General features: G+C 57.6%; 16 protein-coding genes. 11 read left to right on the top strand and 5 right to left on the bottom strand.

Features of this window, described 5'->3' with window-relative positions; all coding sequences use genetic code 11:
• The first annotated feature begins 13 nt into the window (after positions 1 to 13).
• From ACR0M2_RS13735 to ACR0M2_RS13720, 4 genes are all read left to right on the top strand, one after another.
• The gene (locus ACR0M2_RS13735) at positions 14 to 517 is read left to right on the top strand and encodes a DUF1643 domain-containing protein (protein ID WP_480705559.1); all 504 of its coding nucleotides are present in this window, start codon (positions 14 to 16) and stop codon (positions 515 to 517) included.
• Between the two features lie 94 nt (positions 518 to 611).
• Positions 612 to 1,640 (top strand): calcium-binding protein, encoded by a 1,029-nt coding sequence (locus ACR0M2_RS13730; protein ID WP_480705557.1) that lies wholly within the window; start codon positions 612 to 614, stop codon positions 1,638 to 1,640.
• Positions 1,641 to 1,784: 144 nt separating this feature from the next.
• Positions 1,785 to 2,054: a 30S ribosomal protein S15 gene (rpsO, locus tag ACR0M2_RS13725; protein ID WP_008757925.1), complete on the top strand. Its 270-nt coding sequence runs from the start codon at positions 1,785 to 1,787 to the stop codon at positions 2,052 to 2,054.
• A 254-nt stretch (positions 2,055 to 2,308) separates the two neighbouring features.
• On the top strand, positions 2,309 to 3,430 hold the full coding sequence (locus ACR0M2_RS13720) for a Hint domain-containing protein (protein ID WP_480662789.1): 1,122 nt from the start codon (positions 2,309 to 2,311) through the stop codon (positions 3,428 to 3,430).
• 117 nt (positions 3,431 to 3,547) lie between these two features.
• Here the strand turns inward: ACR0M2_RS13720 and ACR0M2_RS13715 are convergent, their stop codons facing one another.
• Both ACR0M2_RS13715 and ACR0M2_RS13710 read right to left on the bottom strand, forming a co-directional pair.
• Entirely contained in the window at positions 3,548 to 5,149 is a 1,602-nt protein-coding gene (locus tag ACR0M2_RS13715) for a BCCT family transporter (protein ID WP_170376187.1), read from the bottom strand.
• A gap of 196 nt (positions 5,150 to 5,345) precedes the next feature.
• Positions 5,346 to 6,107: a DUF3299 domain-containing protein gene (locus ACR0M2_RS13710; protein ID WP_480705554.1), complete on the bottom strand. Its 762-nt coding sequence runs from the start codon at positions 6,105 to 6,107 to the stop codon at positions 5,346 to 5,348.
• A 282-nt stretch (positions 6,108 to 6,389) separates the two neighbouring features.
• Between ACR0M2_RS13710 and pnp the strand changes: the two genes are divergently transcribed.
• Both pnp and ACR0M2_RS13700 read left to right on the top strand, forming a co-directional pair.
• Positions 6,390 to 8,540, top strand: coding sequence for a polyribonucleotide nucleotidyltransferase (gene pnp / locus ACR0M2_RS13705; RefSeq protein ID WP_480705552.1), 2,151 nt, complete (start codon positions 6,390 to 6,392; stop codon positions 8,538 to 8,540).
• A gap of 124 nt (positions 8,541 to 8,664) precedes the next feature.
• The gene (locus ACR0M2_RS13700) at positions 8,665 to 9,003 is read left to right on the top strand and encodes an NIPSNAP family protein (RefSeq protein WP_170360736.1); all 339 of its coding nucleotides are present in this window, start codon (positions 8,665 to 8,667) and stop codon (positions 9,001 to 9,003) included.
• 52 nt (positions 9,004 to 9,055) lie between these two features.
• Here the strand turns inward: ACR0M2_RS13700 and ACR0M2_RS13695 are convergent, their stop codons facing one another.
• A complete protein-coding gene (locus ACR0M2_RS13695; RefSeq protein WP_170360738.1) occupies positions 9,056 to 9,691 on the bottom strand; it encodes a DUF1326 domain-containing protein in 636 nt (211 codons plus the stop codon).
• Positions 9,692 to 9,943: 252 nt separating this feature from the next.
• Between ACR0M2_RS13695 and ACR0M2_RS13690 the strand changes: the two genes are divergently transcribed.
• The 4 genes from ACR0M2_RS13690 (at position 9,944) to ACR0M2_RS13675 (ending at position 12,391) form a co-directional block, all read left to right on the top strand.
• Positions 9,944 to 10,216 carry a PepSY domain-containing protein gene (locus tag ACR0M2_RS13690; RefSeq protein WP_170360740.1) on the top strand — a complete coding sequence of 91 codons (273 nt, stop codon included), beginning with the start codon at positions 9,944 to 9,946 and terminating at the stop codon, positions 10,214 to 10,216.
• Between the two features lie 23 nt (positions 10,217 to 10,239).
• Positions 10,240 to 10,767, top strand: coding sequence for a helix-turn-helix transcriptional regulator (locus tag ACR0M2_RS13685; protein WP_170360743.1), 528 nt, complete (start codon positions 10,240 to 10,242; stop codon positions 10,765 to 10,767).
• Positions 10,768 to 10,898: 131 nt separating this feature from the next.
• Positions 10,899 to 11,588 (top strand): outer membrane protein, encoded by a 690-nt coding sequence (locus tag ACR0M2_RS13680; protein WP_170410732.1) that lies wholly within the window; start codon positions 10,899 to 10,901, stop codon positions 11,586 to 11,588.
• Positions 11,589 to 11,659: 71 nt separating this feature from the next.
• Positions 11,660 to 12,391 carry a glycosyltransferase family 25 protein gene (locus ACR0M2_RS13675; RefSeq protein ID WP_480705551.1) on the top strand — a complete coding sequence of 244 codons (732 nt, stop codon included), beginning with the start codon at positions 11,660 to 11,662 and terminating at the stop codon, positions 12,389 to 12,391.
• A gap of 68 nt (positions 12,392 to 12,459) precedes the next feature.
• On the opposite strand, the gene ACR0M2_RS13670 is transcribed toward ACR0M2_RS13675, so the two are convergent.
• Positions 12,460 to 13,110, bottom strand: a complete 651-nt coding sequence (locus tag ACR0M2_RS13670) for a peroxiredoxin (protein ID WP_170360748.1) — start codon at positions 13,108 to 13,110, stop codon at positions 12,460 to 12,462.
• Positions 13,111 to 13,293: 183 nt separating this feature from the next.
• Between ACR0M2_RS13670 and ACR0M2_RS13665 the strand changes: the two genes are divergently transcribed.
• Positions 13,294 to 14,733 (top strand): aldehyde dehydrogenase family protein, encoded by a 1,440-nt coding sequence (locus ACR0M2_RS13665; protein WP_480705549.1) that lies wholly within the window; start codon positions 13,294 to 13,296, stop codon positions 14,731 to 14,733.
• A 52-nt stretch (positions 14,734 to 14,785) separates the two neighbouring features.
• On the opposite strand, the gene ACR0M2_RS13660 is transcribed toward ACR0M2_RS13665, so the two are convergent.
• The gene (locus ACR0M2_RS13660) at positions 14,786 to 15,637 is read right to left on the bottom strand and encodes a methylated-DNA--[protein]-cysteine S-methyltransferase (RefSeq protein WP_480705548.1); all 852 of its coding nucleotides are present in this window, start codon (positions 15,635 to 15,637) and stop codon (positions 14,786 to 14,788) included.
• Between the last annotated feature and the right edge of the window lie 50 nt (positions 15,638 to 15,687).

Raw genomic sequence — 15,687 nt, 5'->3', positions numbered from 1 at the left:
TTAGGCGAAGGGCATGATCACCCGAACGCATACCAAGGGCGATGCGCCCTCGACCGCCATTTATTCCGATTGCGAGAAGTATCGCTATAGCCTGACCCGCATCTGGGACCCGGAGGGATGCAAGGCGCTGTTCGTGATGCTGAACCCCTCAACCGCGACCGAGGTGCAGAACGACCCCACCGTCGAACGCTGTGAACGGCGGGCGCGGGCGCTGGGGTTCGGGGCGTTTCAGGTCACCAACATCTTTGCGTGGCGCGACACAGATCCGCGCAAGATGCGCGCCGCCACCGATCCGGTCGGGCCTGCGAATGACGCGGCGATTCTGGACGGCGTCGAATGGGCCGATCAGGTCATTGCCGCCTGGGGCACCCATGGTGCGCATCTGGAGCGCGGCCCGGCGGTGGAAACCTTGCTGCGCGGCACCGGCCAACCACTGTTTCACCTGGGGCTGACCAAGGGCGGACACCCGAAACACCCGCTCTATATCGCCTATACTCAACAACCCGAACCGTGGTGACAAAAGGTTAACCACGAGATCAGCTTGGCTTTGACCAAGTGCTTGACCGTATGAGACATTTACCCTCGGGGCAGTACGTTTACGGAGGGTTCCCATGTTTCTGATCGGATTCCTAAGTCTGGCCGCTGTCGGTGGCACAGCCTTAGCCATGAGCGACGCGTTTGTCCCCGAAGACGCGCCCGAAGATGAAGACAGCATTGACGATCAGCCTGACGAGGTCTCTGACGGCAAGTACCTTGAGATCGATGAAACCGACGAAGACCCGACCACGTCCCAAGACACCGCGGATGAACAGGAACCATCGACCGAAACCATACTGTCCGAATTCGATGGTGATCTGGTGATTGCCGGAACCGAAGAGGCGGATGTGCTGACCGGTCAGGACGGGGACGACCAAGTCAATGGATATGGTGGGGATGACACCATCGACGGCGGTGCCGGCAATGACGTGCTGTTCGCCGGTGAAGGGGCGGATTTCGTGTCAGGTGGCGCGGGTGACGATATTCTGCATGGCGAGGACGGGGATGACCTGCTGACCGGGGGTGAAGACGATGACATGCTTTATGGTCATTCCGGCGCAGATCAGCTGGAAGGGGGCGAGGGTGAAGATACGCTCTATGGCGGGCAGGACGATGACGCGTTGGACGGTGGTGAAGGCGATGATGCGCTGCACGGCGGGTATGGCGACGACATGCTGGACGGCGGCGAGGGTGAGGACGTTCTGTTTGGCGGCGACGGCGACGACATCCTGACCGGCGAAGAAGAAGAAGACGCTGTCGATTTCCTAAACGGCGGCGCTGGCGAGGATACGATTCTGGCCGACAGCGGCGACATCGTCACCGGCGGCGACGGCGCGGATGAGATTATCCTGACCCCCGAAGCCGAGGATGAAGCGGTGACCGTGATGGATTTCCAACCCGGTCAGGACAAGCTGTTTGTATCATGGGATGGTCAGGAAGACCCCGATATTCAGATCGAAACCGACGCTGAAAACGAGAATTTGACCCATGTGCTGATCGACGGGCAGGATGTGGCGCAGTTGCTGGGGGCCGAAGGGTTGACGGCCGACGACATTCAGCTGATCTCTGAGATCGATCTGGCACAGCTGATCGCATTGGGCTGAGCCCGAAGAATCCTTTTGCCATTCGCCAAAATTACGCTTATACGCGCGCATCCGCATCGGAATCGGTGCGGTCTTCTCCATGGGCCTGTGCTGGACGACATCCCGGCCTGCGCCATCAACTCTAACCTTTTAAAGGAGACCCCGATGTCGATTACTGCCGCTGAAAAAGCACGCGTTATGAAAGAATTCGCAACCAAGGACGGCGACACCGGTTCGCCAGAAGTCCAGGTTGCCATCCTGACCTCGCGCATCACCACCCTGACCGAGCACTTCAAGACCCACAAAAAAGACAACCACGGTCGTCGCGGTCTGCTGAAAATGGTCGCCCAGCGCCGTAAGCTGCTGGACTACCTGAAGGGCAAGGAAGAAGCACGCTATCAGGACCTGATCAAAAAGCTGGGCATCCGCCGTTAAGATCGGACTGTACAGCTGGTACAATTCAGACGCCCGCCTTTTTGGCGGGCGTTTTTTTGTTTTACCCTTGCCAGTGATGGTAAAGCGCATGAATCGCGAACGTGCTGAAACGAATACAGTTTTTCTTTACACTTCGCCAACCTTAGCGTCGGAACACACTTTCCCGATGCCGCGAAATGACCTAATTGCGGCCTTGATTGAACCCCCGCACATGGATTTTGTGTCCGCGTAAGATTTGGGACCGAAGAAATTAAATGACAGACTTCAGCATCAGTGGTGGTGGCTCCACCGACTTTACAGATACGTCCCCTGGTGGCGGATTCGTTATTGACTTCGATAGTCTGGACAACAGTTTCAGTCTTCAGATCAATGACGTCGATCTGTTTGTCGGCGGGCCTGCCGGAGCCCCAAATGAGCTTCAATTTCAGATACCTGGAACCGCGGGCCAAACGGTTCAGTTTGCTGACGGTGACAGGTATGAGATCGACACACCTGCCGTTTGGCAGCTGGGAAACACGAATGGGGAACCCGTCGTCCGGTTAGAGGTAAATCCGGACGGAACCATCGCGCTGTTTGGTGTGAAGGTGAACAATGGGCCGCTGGAACCGCTGGCGCTGTTCAATGGATTGACCGTAAACACCGATGCAATTGCTGCGGCTTGGAATGATAGCGGGCAAAACGAAATTGACATCAACCAGTCACAAACGGGCCCAACAAACGCAAGCGGCGAGTTTGTGGACGTGCTATGCTTTGCGTCCGGAACCCTTATTGAAACGCTTCAGGGTCCAAGGCGGGTCGAGGACCTGCAAGTGTCAGATCAGGTTCTGACTTATGATCATGGCCATAAACCTATCCGATGGATCGGGTCACGCTGTCTCAGCAACGCTGAACTGGAGGCCCAGCCGAGACTTAAACCGATTCTGATCCGCGCCGGTGCCTTGGGGGCAGGATACCCCAAGCAGGATCTTGTCGTCTCACCACAGCATCGTGTTCTTGTTTCCTCAACGGTCGCTCTGCGCATGTTTGATTGTAAGGATATCTTGATCCCGGCGAACAAGCTTCTTCCGCTTGACGGCGTTGAGACACTGGAAAACACATCAGACGGGGTGGTGTATTTCCATCTTCTGTTCGATACGCATGAAATCATCTGGTCCAACGGCACACCAACGGAAAGCCTTTTTACAGGGCCAGAAGCCATAAAATCAGTCTCGGAAGAGGCCCGGCAAGAGATAATGGATTTGTTTCCCGGATGCGGCGACCCGCAGGTTCGGGCGCTGTCGGCACGTTATATTCCCCAAAAGGGCAAACAAATGCGAAAGCTTGTCCAGCGGCATCAGAGCAATCAAAAACCTCTGTTCGGCGAATTCCCCGCTTAGAATTCTTCTGTTTGATAGCAAAACAAAGCTTTAAGATTTTAGGCCGAGAACCGACCTAAGGCGCAACAAAAAAACGCCCGCCTGTTGGCGAGCGCTTCCGTTGTGTCAGGGATTACCTCACATCTTCGCCTTCTCTGATTTCAGTGCCAGCCATAGGCAATAGCACATGATCAGAACCACCAGCGTGAAGGGGATACCTGTCGACACCGCTGCGCCTTGCAAGGCGGCAAGGCCACCGCCCAACAGCAATGCGATGGCGACCAGACCTTCTAGCGTACACCAGAACACGCGCTGGATGACGGGGGCGTCCATCTTGCCGCCCGCCGTGATCGTGTCGATCACCAGCGAACCCGAGTCCGACGAGGTCACAAAGAACACCACGATCAGGACCAGCGCAATTGGGGCCACGATGCTATACAGTGGCAGCTCTTTCAGGAAGCCGAACAGCGCGCCTTCGGGGGCATAACTGTCGATCACCGTGGCGCGAACACCTTCCGCTCCGCCTGCGTTCAGCATGTCGATGGCTGCACCGCCAAATGTCGACATCCACAGGGCGCAAACCGCTGTCGGCGCAAGCAGGGCGCAGATGACGAATTCACGTACCGTGCGGCCCTTCGAGATACGGGCAATAAACATGCCCACAAACGGTGACCATGCGATCCACCACGCCCAGTAGAAGGTGGTCCAGCCATGGAAGTAGCTGGTATCCTCACGTCCGAACGGGTTGGACAGCGCTGGAAGGTGCAGCACATAATCCGTCATCACGTTGAAATACCGTGAGATGGCTGTGCCAATTCCAGTGACAACAATGACGAAAATGAACAGCCCTACGGCCATGATCATGTTGATCTCACTCAGCCGTTTGACGCCTGCATCCATACCCATCAGGACCGAGCCCAGTGCAATCATGGTGATGCCAATAATCAGCAGGACAACGACGGTCGGGCTGGATTCGATGCCGAACACTTCGTACAGCCCCGCCGCAACCTGCTGCGCGCCCAGACCCAATGATGTGGTCAGGCCGAACAGGGTGGCAAAGACGGCCAGCGTATCGATGAAATGGCCCCACCAGCCCCAGACTCGCTCACCCAGGATCGGATAGAACGCAGACCGAAGGGTCAACGGCAGGCCCAGGTTGTAGCTGAAGATCGCAAGGCTAAGACCCACTGCGGCGTAAACCGCCCAACCTTCAAGACCCCAATGGTGAATGGTGCCGACGACACCAGCATATTCATTGCCTGGTACCGCGATATCGATACCCAATGGCACGGCGTTCCCGTCCTCGGCAAAGTTGTAATAGACCGGCTCCATTACGCCAAAGAACAGCAGGCCGATGCCGATGCCGGCGGCGAACATCATCGCGATCCAACCTGCATAGGAGTAATCGGGCTTGGCGTCTTTGCCGCCGATCCGGACCTTGCCCACGGGCAGGATGATCAGCACCAGGCAGAACAGCGTGATCGCGTCCACGGACAGGACCAGGAACCAATCAAACGTGCTTGTCAGCCAGGGCCGGAGCCAACCAAAGAACGTCGCTGCGGCCTCTTGGTTGGCCAAGGCGATCAGAACAAAGGCAAAGATCAGGATACTTGAGATCAGAAAGACCGGGTTGTGGATATCCAGACCGAAGGGCCGGACATTATCCTGGCCCAGTTCATATTCGGTCTCGAAATCATAGATCCGTGGATCCGGATCCAGCATTTTCTTGGTTTGTGCCATTCGACTTTCCCTCAGTTTGCTGTGTGCAAACGCCAAGGTCTTCGGTCGGTGGACGGCAAGTGTTCTGGTTTTCCCTTGGCGCGTTTCCCGTCATGTCGACCGCGAGTCTTCTGGTAAGAGCTTACACGATCATCAAAATTTCGCAAAATCCGCGCAATTTTCGGGGTTTTACTGCCAAAAACGGAAAAACGGGTAATTAATCCTGTAACGGCGCCCCACGGGTTTTACGACTGCCCGCCGCGCGCAACCGGTCCCTTAGGGATGGCGTCCAGGTGGATTGACCCTCTTGATTTTCCAGCGTCTCGACAAGGTCGACATCCATCCGGAATGTGGCACGCATCGGCATTAGCCCGTCAACGACGTTCATCTCATGGTCCGAAGGATCGATTACCAGTTGCCCGGTCAGGCGCACCGGCTCATGCGTATAGGCCGGTGTCCAGCCGTTGCGCAATTTCAACCGGATCATCTGGTTCGGCGCGGGTGGTGGCAGGTGACTGCACATGCCGGGCTTAGGCACCAGATAGGCCACCGATTGGCCATCTTCATCCGATGGCGCAGGAATGGCATAACCCATCAGGGTCACCGTCTGACCGTCAAGACCGGGATTGCCGCTTGTGTTGGCCCTGTTTCGGCGCTCGGACACGTATTCGCGCTGGGACAGCAGCCAGTCGACGTCAATCTGGTCGGCGGCAAGGGCATCTTCGGTTTCCATCAGAAGTGTTTGCCATTTCTGGCGGTCTTCCGCGCTGCCGACGTCTTGCTGCAATCTGCTGCGCAGGCGGACCGCGAATAACAGATCATCAAATTGCTCGGGGGTAAGCGCGCGAAACGGGTCGTCAAAATTCTGGACCGACGGGTCCGGCAGTGCGGCCCAATCCAACGCAGCACCTGGCGCGGCCGAAACCGGGCCGATGAAACCCAGCAATGCCAGCGGTAAAATCTTTAGCCAGGCCGTCATCTGCATTCTCCGCCCGAAACCCGAAATGCCCCTGTACCTTAGCGGCCTGTACCACCCCAGGTCCATGCCGGCATCATCACGAATTCAGCAGGGCGGCAGACCGCCAACCCGGTTCGGTTTCGCTTTCCTTTGGACGCAATCTCATGTATGCGCGCGATATCTGAGACGTTGTGCCCTGACCCCGGCACTCAGACGAAAGTAAAAATGGGGTCGGCGGCAATGGGGCCGCCATGCAAACGGGAGACCCGGAGGGCCGGGAGCGCTCCCATCTAGGATACGCATATGTTTGATGTAACAAAGAAATCTATGCAGTGGGGCGAAGAGACGCTGACACTGGAAACCGGCAAAGTTGCCCGTCAGGCGGACGGCAGTGTGATTGCCACGCTGGGCGAAACCAGCGTCATGGCAAACGTGACCTTTGCGCGGGCACAAAAACCCGGTCAGGACTTTTTCCCGCTGACCGTGCATTATCAGGAAAAATACTATGCCGCCGGTAAGGTTCCGGGTGGCTTCTTCAAGCGCGAGGCGCGCCCGACCGAGAAAGAGACGCTGACCGCGCGTCTGATCGACCGTCCGATCCGCCCGCTGTTCGTTGACGGCTTCAAAAACGAAGTTCTGGTGATGTGCACCGTGCTGAGCCACGATCTGGTCAACGATCCCGACATCGTTGCGATGATCGCTGCCTCGGCTGCTCTGACCATTTCCGGCGCGCCGTTCCGCGGCCCGATCGCCGGTGCCCGCGTTGGTTTCGAGGATGGCGAATACGTCCTGAACCCAACCGTGGACGATATGCAGGACCTGCGCCTGAACCCCGAACAGCGTCTGGATCTGGTTGTTGCTGGCACCAAAGACGCCGTGATGATGGTGGAGTCGGAAGCCTACGAGCTGTCCGAGGCGGAAATGCTGGGCGCGGTCAACTTTGCGCATGAGCAGATTCAGCCGGTCATCGATCTGATCATCTCGCTGGCCGAAGAAGCCGCGAAAGAGCCGTTTGACTTCCAGGCGCCGGATTACTCCGAGCTGTCCGCTGCCGTTAAGGCCGCCGGTGAAGAGCAGATGCGCACCGCCTTCGCGATCACCGACAAGCAGGAGCGCACCGCCGCTGTTGCCGCTGCCCGTGAAGCGATCAAGGAAGCGTTGACCGAAGAGCAGTTGGAAGACGGCAACCTCGGTTCGGCAATGAAAAAGCTGGAAGCAGGTATTCTGCGCGGCGACGTCGTCAAAGGCGGCAAGCGGATCGACGGTCGTTCTACCACCGATATCCGTTCGATCGTTGCGGAAACCTCGATGCTGCCGCGTACGCACGGTTCCGCCCTGTTCACCCGTGGTGAGACACAGGCGCTGGCCGTGACCACGCTGGGCACCGGCGACGACGAACAGTTCATCGACGCGCTGCACGGCAACTTCAAATCGAACTTCCTGCTGCACTACAACTTCCCTCCGTATTCGGTAGGTGAAGTTGGCCGCGTGGGTGGCCCGGGCCGTCGTGAGATCGGCCACGGCAAGCTGGCGTGGCGCGCCCTGCAGGCGGTTCTGCCTGCGGCGACCGACTTCCCCTACACGATCCGCATCGTGTCGGAGATCACCGAATCCAACGGCTCCAGCTCGATGGCGTCGGTCTGCGGCGGCTCGCTGTCGATGATGGATGCGGGCGTTCCGCTGAAAGCACCGGTTGCCGGTGTGGCCATGGGTCTGATCCTGGAAGATGACGGCGAATACGCCATCCTGTCGGACATTCTGGGTGACGAAGACCACCTGGGCGACATGGACTTCAAAGTTGCGGGTACCGAAAACGGCATCACCTCGCTGCAGATGGACATCAAGGTTGCGGGCATCACACCCGAGATCATGGAAAAAGCCCTGGCGCAAGCCAAGGACGGCCGGATGCACATCCTGGGCGAGATGGGCAAAGCCCTGTCCGAGACCAACGAATTCTCGGTCCACGCACCGCGCATTGAGACCATGAACATCCCGACCGACAAGATCCGTGAAGTGATCGGTTCGGGCGGTAAGGTAATCCGCGAAATCGTCGAAGTGTCGGGTGCTAAGGTCGACATCAACGACGACGGCGTGATCAAGATCGCCTCGCCCGACGGTGAATCGATCAAGAAGGCCTATGAGATGATCCACTCGATCGTCGCAGAACCCGAAGAGGGCCAGATCTATACCGGTAAAGTGGTCAAGATCGTCGACTTCGGTGCCTTTGTGAACTTCTTTGGCAAGCGCGACGGTCTGGTCCACGTGTCCCAGATCGAAAACCGCCGCCTGAACCATCCGTCAGATGTGCTGAAGGAAGGTCAGGAAGTGAAAGTCAAGCTGCTGGGCTTTGACGATCGCGGCAAGGTGCGCCTGTCGATGAAAGTGGTCGATCAGGAAACCGGTGAAGAGATCGTTCCCGAGAAGAAAGAAAAGAAAGAGGAAAGCGCAGAGTAATCTGCCTTTCTATTTCGAACAGGAAAGACCCCGGTTTCAGCCGGGGTCTTTTTTTGTTTGGGCTGCCCTTGAAACGTCCTCGAAGCATGGCGACAGTTAAAGAGTTCTTCTGTGAGGCAATGCAATGATCCTGGAAATTCGTCATTACACGCTGAAACCCGGCCTCCGAGAGGAATTTATTGCGTTTTTTGAAAAGCATAACCGCTCTGCTCTGCGCGATGCAGGCATGCTTGTTTTTGGGCCACTCCGCGATCTGGAGGATGCCAACAAAGTACACTGGATGCGCGCTTTCCCCTCTTTGGAAGCAAGAGAGCGGATAAAGAATGACTTCTACGAAGGGCCAGTCTGGCACGAGCAGATCGAGCCCATCGCAATGTCAATGATTGCCCATTACGAGGCAGAACTGACCGAGACAACCAACGGGTTCGAGACATTCAAAGGCGCTCGAACACTCGATATGTAGTGAGAACTGGGCCGCAATTCGGGTTTTGGACAAATGAGGCGCTGCTCGACAATCAGTGCGCCACCCCTGTCGGCCCGTGCTTCATGACATGCCACTGACCGTAGCTGTCGTTCAGGTCCAGTTTGATCGCCGCGTCTGCCTTGGTGGACGCGCTGCCGATCTCGGCCAGGGTGAATTCGATACCGCCGGGGATATCGATCCGTACGCGATGCGGGCCACCGCCATGCGGTGCCTGAATCGGTTCGCCGGAAGATTTCAGCACATCCCCGATGGTGACCTGGGCCGTACGCCCGTCCATGTCCATCTCAAAATCAATCGGCACATACAGAGTCTCATGAACGTTGTCGCACATCGTACGGAAAACGTGCCAGTGGGTCGCCATTTCCTCGGTCTCTTCGCCGTGAAAGACCTTTTCCAATGCGGCGCGTTGGGCGTCCGAGGCACTTGGATCGATGATCACCTGCATCTCACCGCCGCCTTCGAAAATGGGACCCGGCCAGGCATAGATAAGAGCAGCCTTCGTACCACTTAGATCCGTGTCGCCAAAATGCCCCTTTGAAACTTCCAACACTTCAAACCCGCGGCAATGGCCATGGGTTGGCAATTCTTCGAACTGGCAAGGGCATGCATACCCGCAATTGCAGTTCCCAAAAGCATCGCCTTCAATGTACCAATCAGTAAAACCCATCGTCTTCTCCTGTTATGCACAGTCTGAAAATCCCGACGTCGTTGGTCGCATGCCTGTAGATTATTCCCCCGACAACACCCTACCACAAATTGGTTGCGTTCAGAACCGTAAGGCCTAAATGCCCCTGTTTCGTTGAAATTGCGGCGTAAACCTTGGTTTAAACCCGCCAGTTTCAACCAAAATCCAATCGCAGCAGCCGGGGGCCATCCCCAGTTCGATCGCATCGACGCAATGCACAAAAGGAGATGCGATATGGAAACCTTCAAGATGCTGACACTGACCGGCCTGATCGTAACTGCCCCGGCCCTGGCTCTGGCTAACGTAGGGCTTGGCGACAAACTGGGAACCAGCGAGGCCGAAATCCGGGCGACCCTAGAGGCGCAGGGATACCAGATCGAGGAGATCGAGTTCGAAGATGGTGAGATCGAGGTTGAACTCAGCAAGGATGGCGTGGAAACTGAACTGGTCCTGACCGAGACGAATGGCGAGGTGACCGCCATCGAAATCGAAAAAGACGACGACTGACCGCGCGAAATCAAAGGAGCGCCATGAAGCTCTCACAGACGTCTTTACTCTGGCTCCTTCTGGTGGTGCAGGCCCTCTGCGCCGCCTTTTTCTTGACCGACGCGATCCTGGATTGGACCGGAGGCGAAAGTGCCGGGTTCCGCCATCTGCACGGGTTTGAACTGGTTCTGTCGCTGGCGCTGATGGGGGGGCTGGCCGCAACCATTACCCTTATACGCACGCAAAACCGACGTGTGCGCGAAATGCAGCGCCAGCTTGGTGTGGCGCAGGGTGCCTTTGCCCAAATCATCGACAACCAGTTCAGCGAATGGCAACTCAGCGACGCTGAACGTGATGTCGCGCTGCTGTCCATCAAAGGGCTGTCCATCGCAGAAATCGCCGAACTCAGGCAGACCAAAGAAGGGACGATCAAGGCACAAAGCGCAGCGATTTATCGTAAGGCAGATGTCACGGGGCGGCTTCAACTGCTCAGTTTCTTTGTCGAAGAGCTTTTGACCGCTCCGCTGATGAACGAGCCCAAAGCGCCCAAGCCCAGAAAAGATCAAATCTGAAATTCAAGGCGGATTTATTCACTCACACCGTGCAAATAACCTGTGACTCAACGTGAAGCTCCAGCGCCTTCTTTTCGCGTCTCAATTGCCCACATGTGCCTTGTACCCAATTCGGAACAAAGGACATGGTTATGGTTTCTCGTCTCATTCTCGCCTCGGCGGCCCTGACGGTCAGCGCGTCGGCACTGGCTGCCCAAAGCCTGACTGATGGCCTTTATATTCAGGGCTTCGCAGGCTACAGCCAATTGCAAGACAGCGACTTCGGCGGCACGATCAACGGATCGCCACAATCCGTGGACACCGATTTTGACGCGGGCTATGGGCTGGGTATCGCCGTTGGCAAGGAAATTCCACAATGGTCTAATGACCGCATCGGCACCCGGGTCGAACTGGAATTGTCCTACCGCGACAACGACGTGGACGGCGTCAATTTCTCGGGCAACGGACCCGGAAATGAGGGAAATACATCGGGCGATATCACGCAGACCTCGCTGTTTGGCAATGTGCTATTCGACATCAAGCAAAATAGCGCTTTCACACCCTATGTGGGTCTGGGTCTTGGCGTAACCTATTCCGATATCGACATCTCTTACGGGCCGGGCGTGCGGCTGGACGACAGTGAGACGAACTTTGCAGCCCAAGTCATCGCCGGCGTGGCTTATGAGGTCAACGAAACCACTGCATTAACCCTCGATACCCGCTATTCTCGCGCCTTCGACGTCTCAACCAACCGCGTGGCACCCAACGGAGCCTCCACCGGCTCTGTCGAAGACGATATCGACACGTTCAGTGTCAATGTCGGCCTGCGCTACGGGTTCTGAGTGCGCACGGGGGCAGAGTTTCTATCCGGTTCCTCTTCCCCCGCATGGTCCCGTGTTCTATGCACGGGATCATGCGATCTTTTATCATCCATATGTCCTCTAGCACCGCCCGGCGACCCAATGCCGACAAGCTGTGCGCCGATCTGCCAAATGCCGAACTGTTCGAGGCCGTGAATGGCCGTGATCCTGAACAGATCGCCGGTGTTCAGCTTCATCCCGGCAATCTGCACCGCCCGCATTACCCCTTTCCCCTCCGTCCGGCTGAAATCGGCGTGTTCGAAAGCCATCGCCGCATCTGGCGCAAGCTGGTCGATGAAGAAATTGATCTGGCCATCATCACCGAAGATGACCTGCGTATCGACCCCGCCCGCATGGCCGAGACGCTAGAGGTTCTGGCCCCGATCGCCACACCCGACCATTATATCCGCATTCCGGTAAAGCAGCGCGAGGTCCCGGTTCAGACTCTGGCCGAACAGAACGGGCTTCGGCTGATCCTGCCCAAGGTGATCGGGTTGCAATGCGTCTGTCAGATGGTGGGTCGACACGCGGCCAAACGATTGCTTGCCGCCACCGAACAGATTGACCGCCCGGTAGATACCTTCATGCAAATGCACTGGCTGACCGGCCAACCCATCCACGCCCTGCTGGGCAGTGGTAATCAAGAGGTGGCGCGCGAAATCGGTGGGTCGACCATCCAAACCAAACCGCCGGCGTCGGATAAACTGACCCGCGAATTCAAACGCGCAGCTTATCGGGCAAAGCTGCACCTGCACCCGCAGCGCCCGCGTACTTCATCTGGCTGAAGATACCTTAGAGGGAAGTAGCCGTTAGGCGCGAGGGGGGCAGACAGCCCCCCAGACCCGGTGCCGCCTTACGACGGTGCCTTGGTCTTGCGCAGATAGGGAAAGATCGTTTCGAACTCGCCGAACTTTTCTTTTGCTTCATCGTTGGACACGGCAGGCGGGATGATCACGTCTTCACCCGGCACCCAGTTAGCAGGCGTCGCAACGCCCTTGGCCGACATCTGCAATCCGTCCAGCGCGCGCAGAATCTCGGCAAAGTTCCGGCCCACGGTCATCGGATAGGTCATCGAAAGTTTCAGCTGCTTGTCCGGCCCGATTATAAAGACCGAGCGCACCGTGGCGCTGTCTGCAGGCGTGCGACCGTCGGGCAGATACGCCTCGGCTGGCAGCATGTCGAACGCCTTGGACACCGCCAGCCCGTCATCGGCAATGATCGGAAAGCCGGGGTTGGCGTTGCCGTAAGCCTCGATGTCTTTTTTCCATTTCTTGTGATCCTCGACCCCGTCGACCGACACGCCCAGAACCTTGGTATTGCGAGCCGCCCATTCGTCATTCAGCTGCGCCACAGCCGAAAACTCGGTGGTGCAAACAGGAGTAAAATCTTTGGGGTGCGAAAACAGGATCGCCCAGCTGTCACCGATCCAATCATGGAACTGAATGGTGCCCTGATCCGTCTCTGCAGTGAAGTTCGGAACCGTATCATTGATGCGCAAACCCATGGCGAATCTCCTTTATTGTGAAAAACCCGAGTCGGTTGCCGTAAACCTAAACACTTTGCGCGATTGTTAAACCACATAAGGGCGTCAAATAATTTGATCAAATTTTTCCTTGCCGTGCCCTTGCCCCGGTGACAGAGTGGCCGCGAATCCCGGCTTCGGGCTGTTGGCACAGGAGGATGCGCCATGATCGAAAAACGCGATTTCTATATCAACGGTCAGTGGGTCGCCCCGTCGGCGGCCAATGACTTTCACGTGATCAACCCCTCGTCCGAGGAACCCTGCGCGGTGATCTCGTTGGGCGCGCAGGCCGATACGGATGCCGCCGTCGCTGCGGCCAAGGCGGCTCTGCCGAGCTGGATGGCCACTCCGGTTGCGGAACGGATCGCGCTGGTGGAAAAACTTGTCGAGGTCTATCAAACCCGCTCGGAAGATCTGGCGCAGGCTATGTCGCTTGAGATGGGCGCGCCGCTGGATATGTCACGCAGTTCGCAAGCGGGTGCAGGCATCTATCACCTCAAGAACTTCATCCGCGCCGCAAAGGATTTCCCGTTCGAACGCCCGTTGGGCGATCATGCCCCCAATGACCGCATCATTCACGAGGCCGTCGGCGTTGCGGCCCTGATCACACCGTGGAACTGGCCGATGAACCAGATCACGCTCAAAGTCGGTGCTGCGGCGATTGCGGGTTGCACAATGGTGCTGAAACCGTCCGAGCAAAGCCCACTGAACGCGATGATCTTTGCCGAGATGATGGACGCCGCAGGCTTTCCGCCCGGCGTGTTCAATCTGGTGAATGGCGATGGGGTGGGCGTCGGCTCGCAACTTTCGGCACACCCAGATGTGGATATGGTCAGCTTTACCGGATCGACCCGTGCCGGAACCGCGATTTCCAAGGCTGCGGCCGAAACGCTGAAGAAAGTGCATCTGGAACTGGGCGGCAAAGGCGCGAACGTGATCTTTGCCGATGCCGATGAAAAGGCCGTTAAACGCGGTGTGCTGCACATGATGAACAACACCGGCCAAAGCTGTAACGCGCCCAGCCGCATGCTGGTCCAGCGCCCGATCTATGATCAGGCGGTGGAGATAGCGGCAGAAGTGGCCAACAAGGTCACCGTTGGTCCGGCGCTTGAGGAAGGCCGCCATATCGGTCCTGTAGTGAACGAAGTGCAATGGACTAAAATTCAGGACCTGATCCAGCAAGGCATTGATGAGGGCGCGCGTCTGGTCGCAGGTGGCACCGGACGGCCCGAGGGGCTGAACAAAGGGTACTACGTCCGCCCCACCGTCTTTGCCGACGCCAATAATCAGATGACTATCGCGCGTGAAGAAATCTTTGGCCCGGTCCTGACCATGATGCCCTTCGACACCGAAGAAGATGCCGTCGAGATCGCCAATGACACGCCTTATGGTCTGACCAACTATGTCCAGACACAAGACCCCGCGCGCGCCAATCGTATGGCGCGGGTGCTGCGGTCGGGCATGGTTGAAATGAATGGCCAGTCACGCAGTGCCGGATCACCGTTTGGTGGGATGAAGCAATCCGGCAACGGACGCGAAGGCGGCGTTTGGGGCTTGGAGGACTTTTTGGAAGTCAAATCCGTCGGTGGCTGGGCCGCAGAGTAATCAAGTTTGATTAATCCAATTGTGAGGCACCTTACGGTGCCTCGCTCTGTTTTCAGGCTTCCGCCTGTGCAGCCTCATAGGCCAGCATGGCGCGTTTGACCGGCAGGCCCCAATGGTAGCCGCCCAAACCGCCAGATTTCCGCAGCGCCCGGTGGCAGGGGATCAGCCAGCTGACCGGGTTGCGCCCCACAGCCGTGCCAACCGCACGCACCGCTTGCGGGGACCCTACCCGTTGCGCGATCTCGGAATAAGTGGTGACCTGGCCCGAGGGTATATGCATCAGTGCCTCCCACACCTTGATCTGCAGGGGTGAGCCGATCAGGTATAGGGGCGTCGGCTCCAAGCGGTCACTGACCGATCCAAACGCGCTTAGCACCCACGGGCGCAGGCGCATCGGGTCCTCGACAAAGTCCGCCTGCGGCCAGCGCGACAGCATATCCTCCATCGCGCCTTCTTCACCGGTCTCGGCGCCGAAGGCCATGCCGCAGATACCTTTGTCGGTACCCATCACCAACGCCGGGCCAAAGGGGCTTTCGAACCAGCCCCAATAAATCGTCAGCCCTGCGCCTTTGCGGGCGTATTCGCCCGGGCTCATGGATTCCCATTTCAGGAACAAATCGTGCAGGCGGCCAGAGCCGGACAAGCCCACATTGTGGGCGGTCTCCAGCGTCGTGAACCGTTCGCGCAACAGCGCCTTAGCGTGACCCAAAGTCAGGTATTGCTGGTACCGTTTCGGTGACACGCCGGTCCAGCGCGAGAACAGGCGTTGGAAGTGTGCCGGGCTCATGTCCATCTGGCGGGCCAGCTCATCCAGGCTGAGGGGCTCTCCGCCCTGATCAATCAACTCGATCGCGCGTCGCATGACGTTGTAGTGATAGCCGCTTTCAGGAGTCTGGACGTTCATGTCTTTCACCTCATTATCTGGGGTAAACCATAGCGCGCAGGCCACGTCCA

This window comes from Ruegeria sp. BE10 (assembly GCF_056538905.1).
This window is presented reverse-complemented; position numbering and strand designations above follow the sequence as displayed.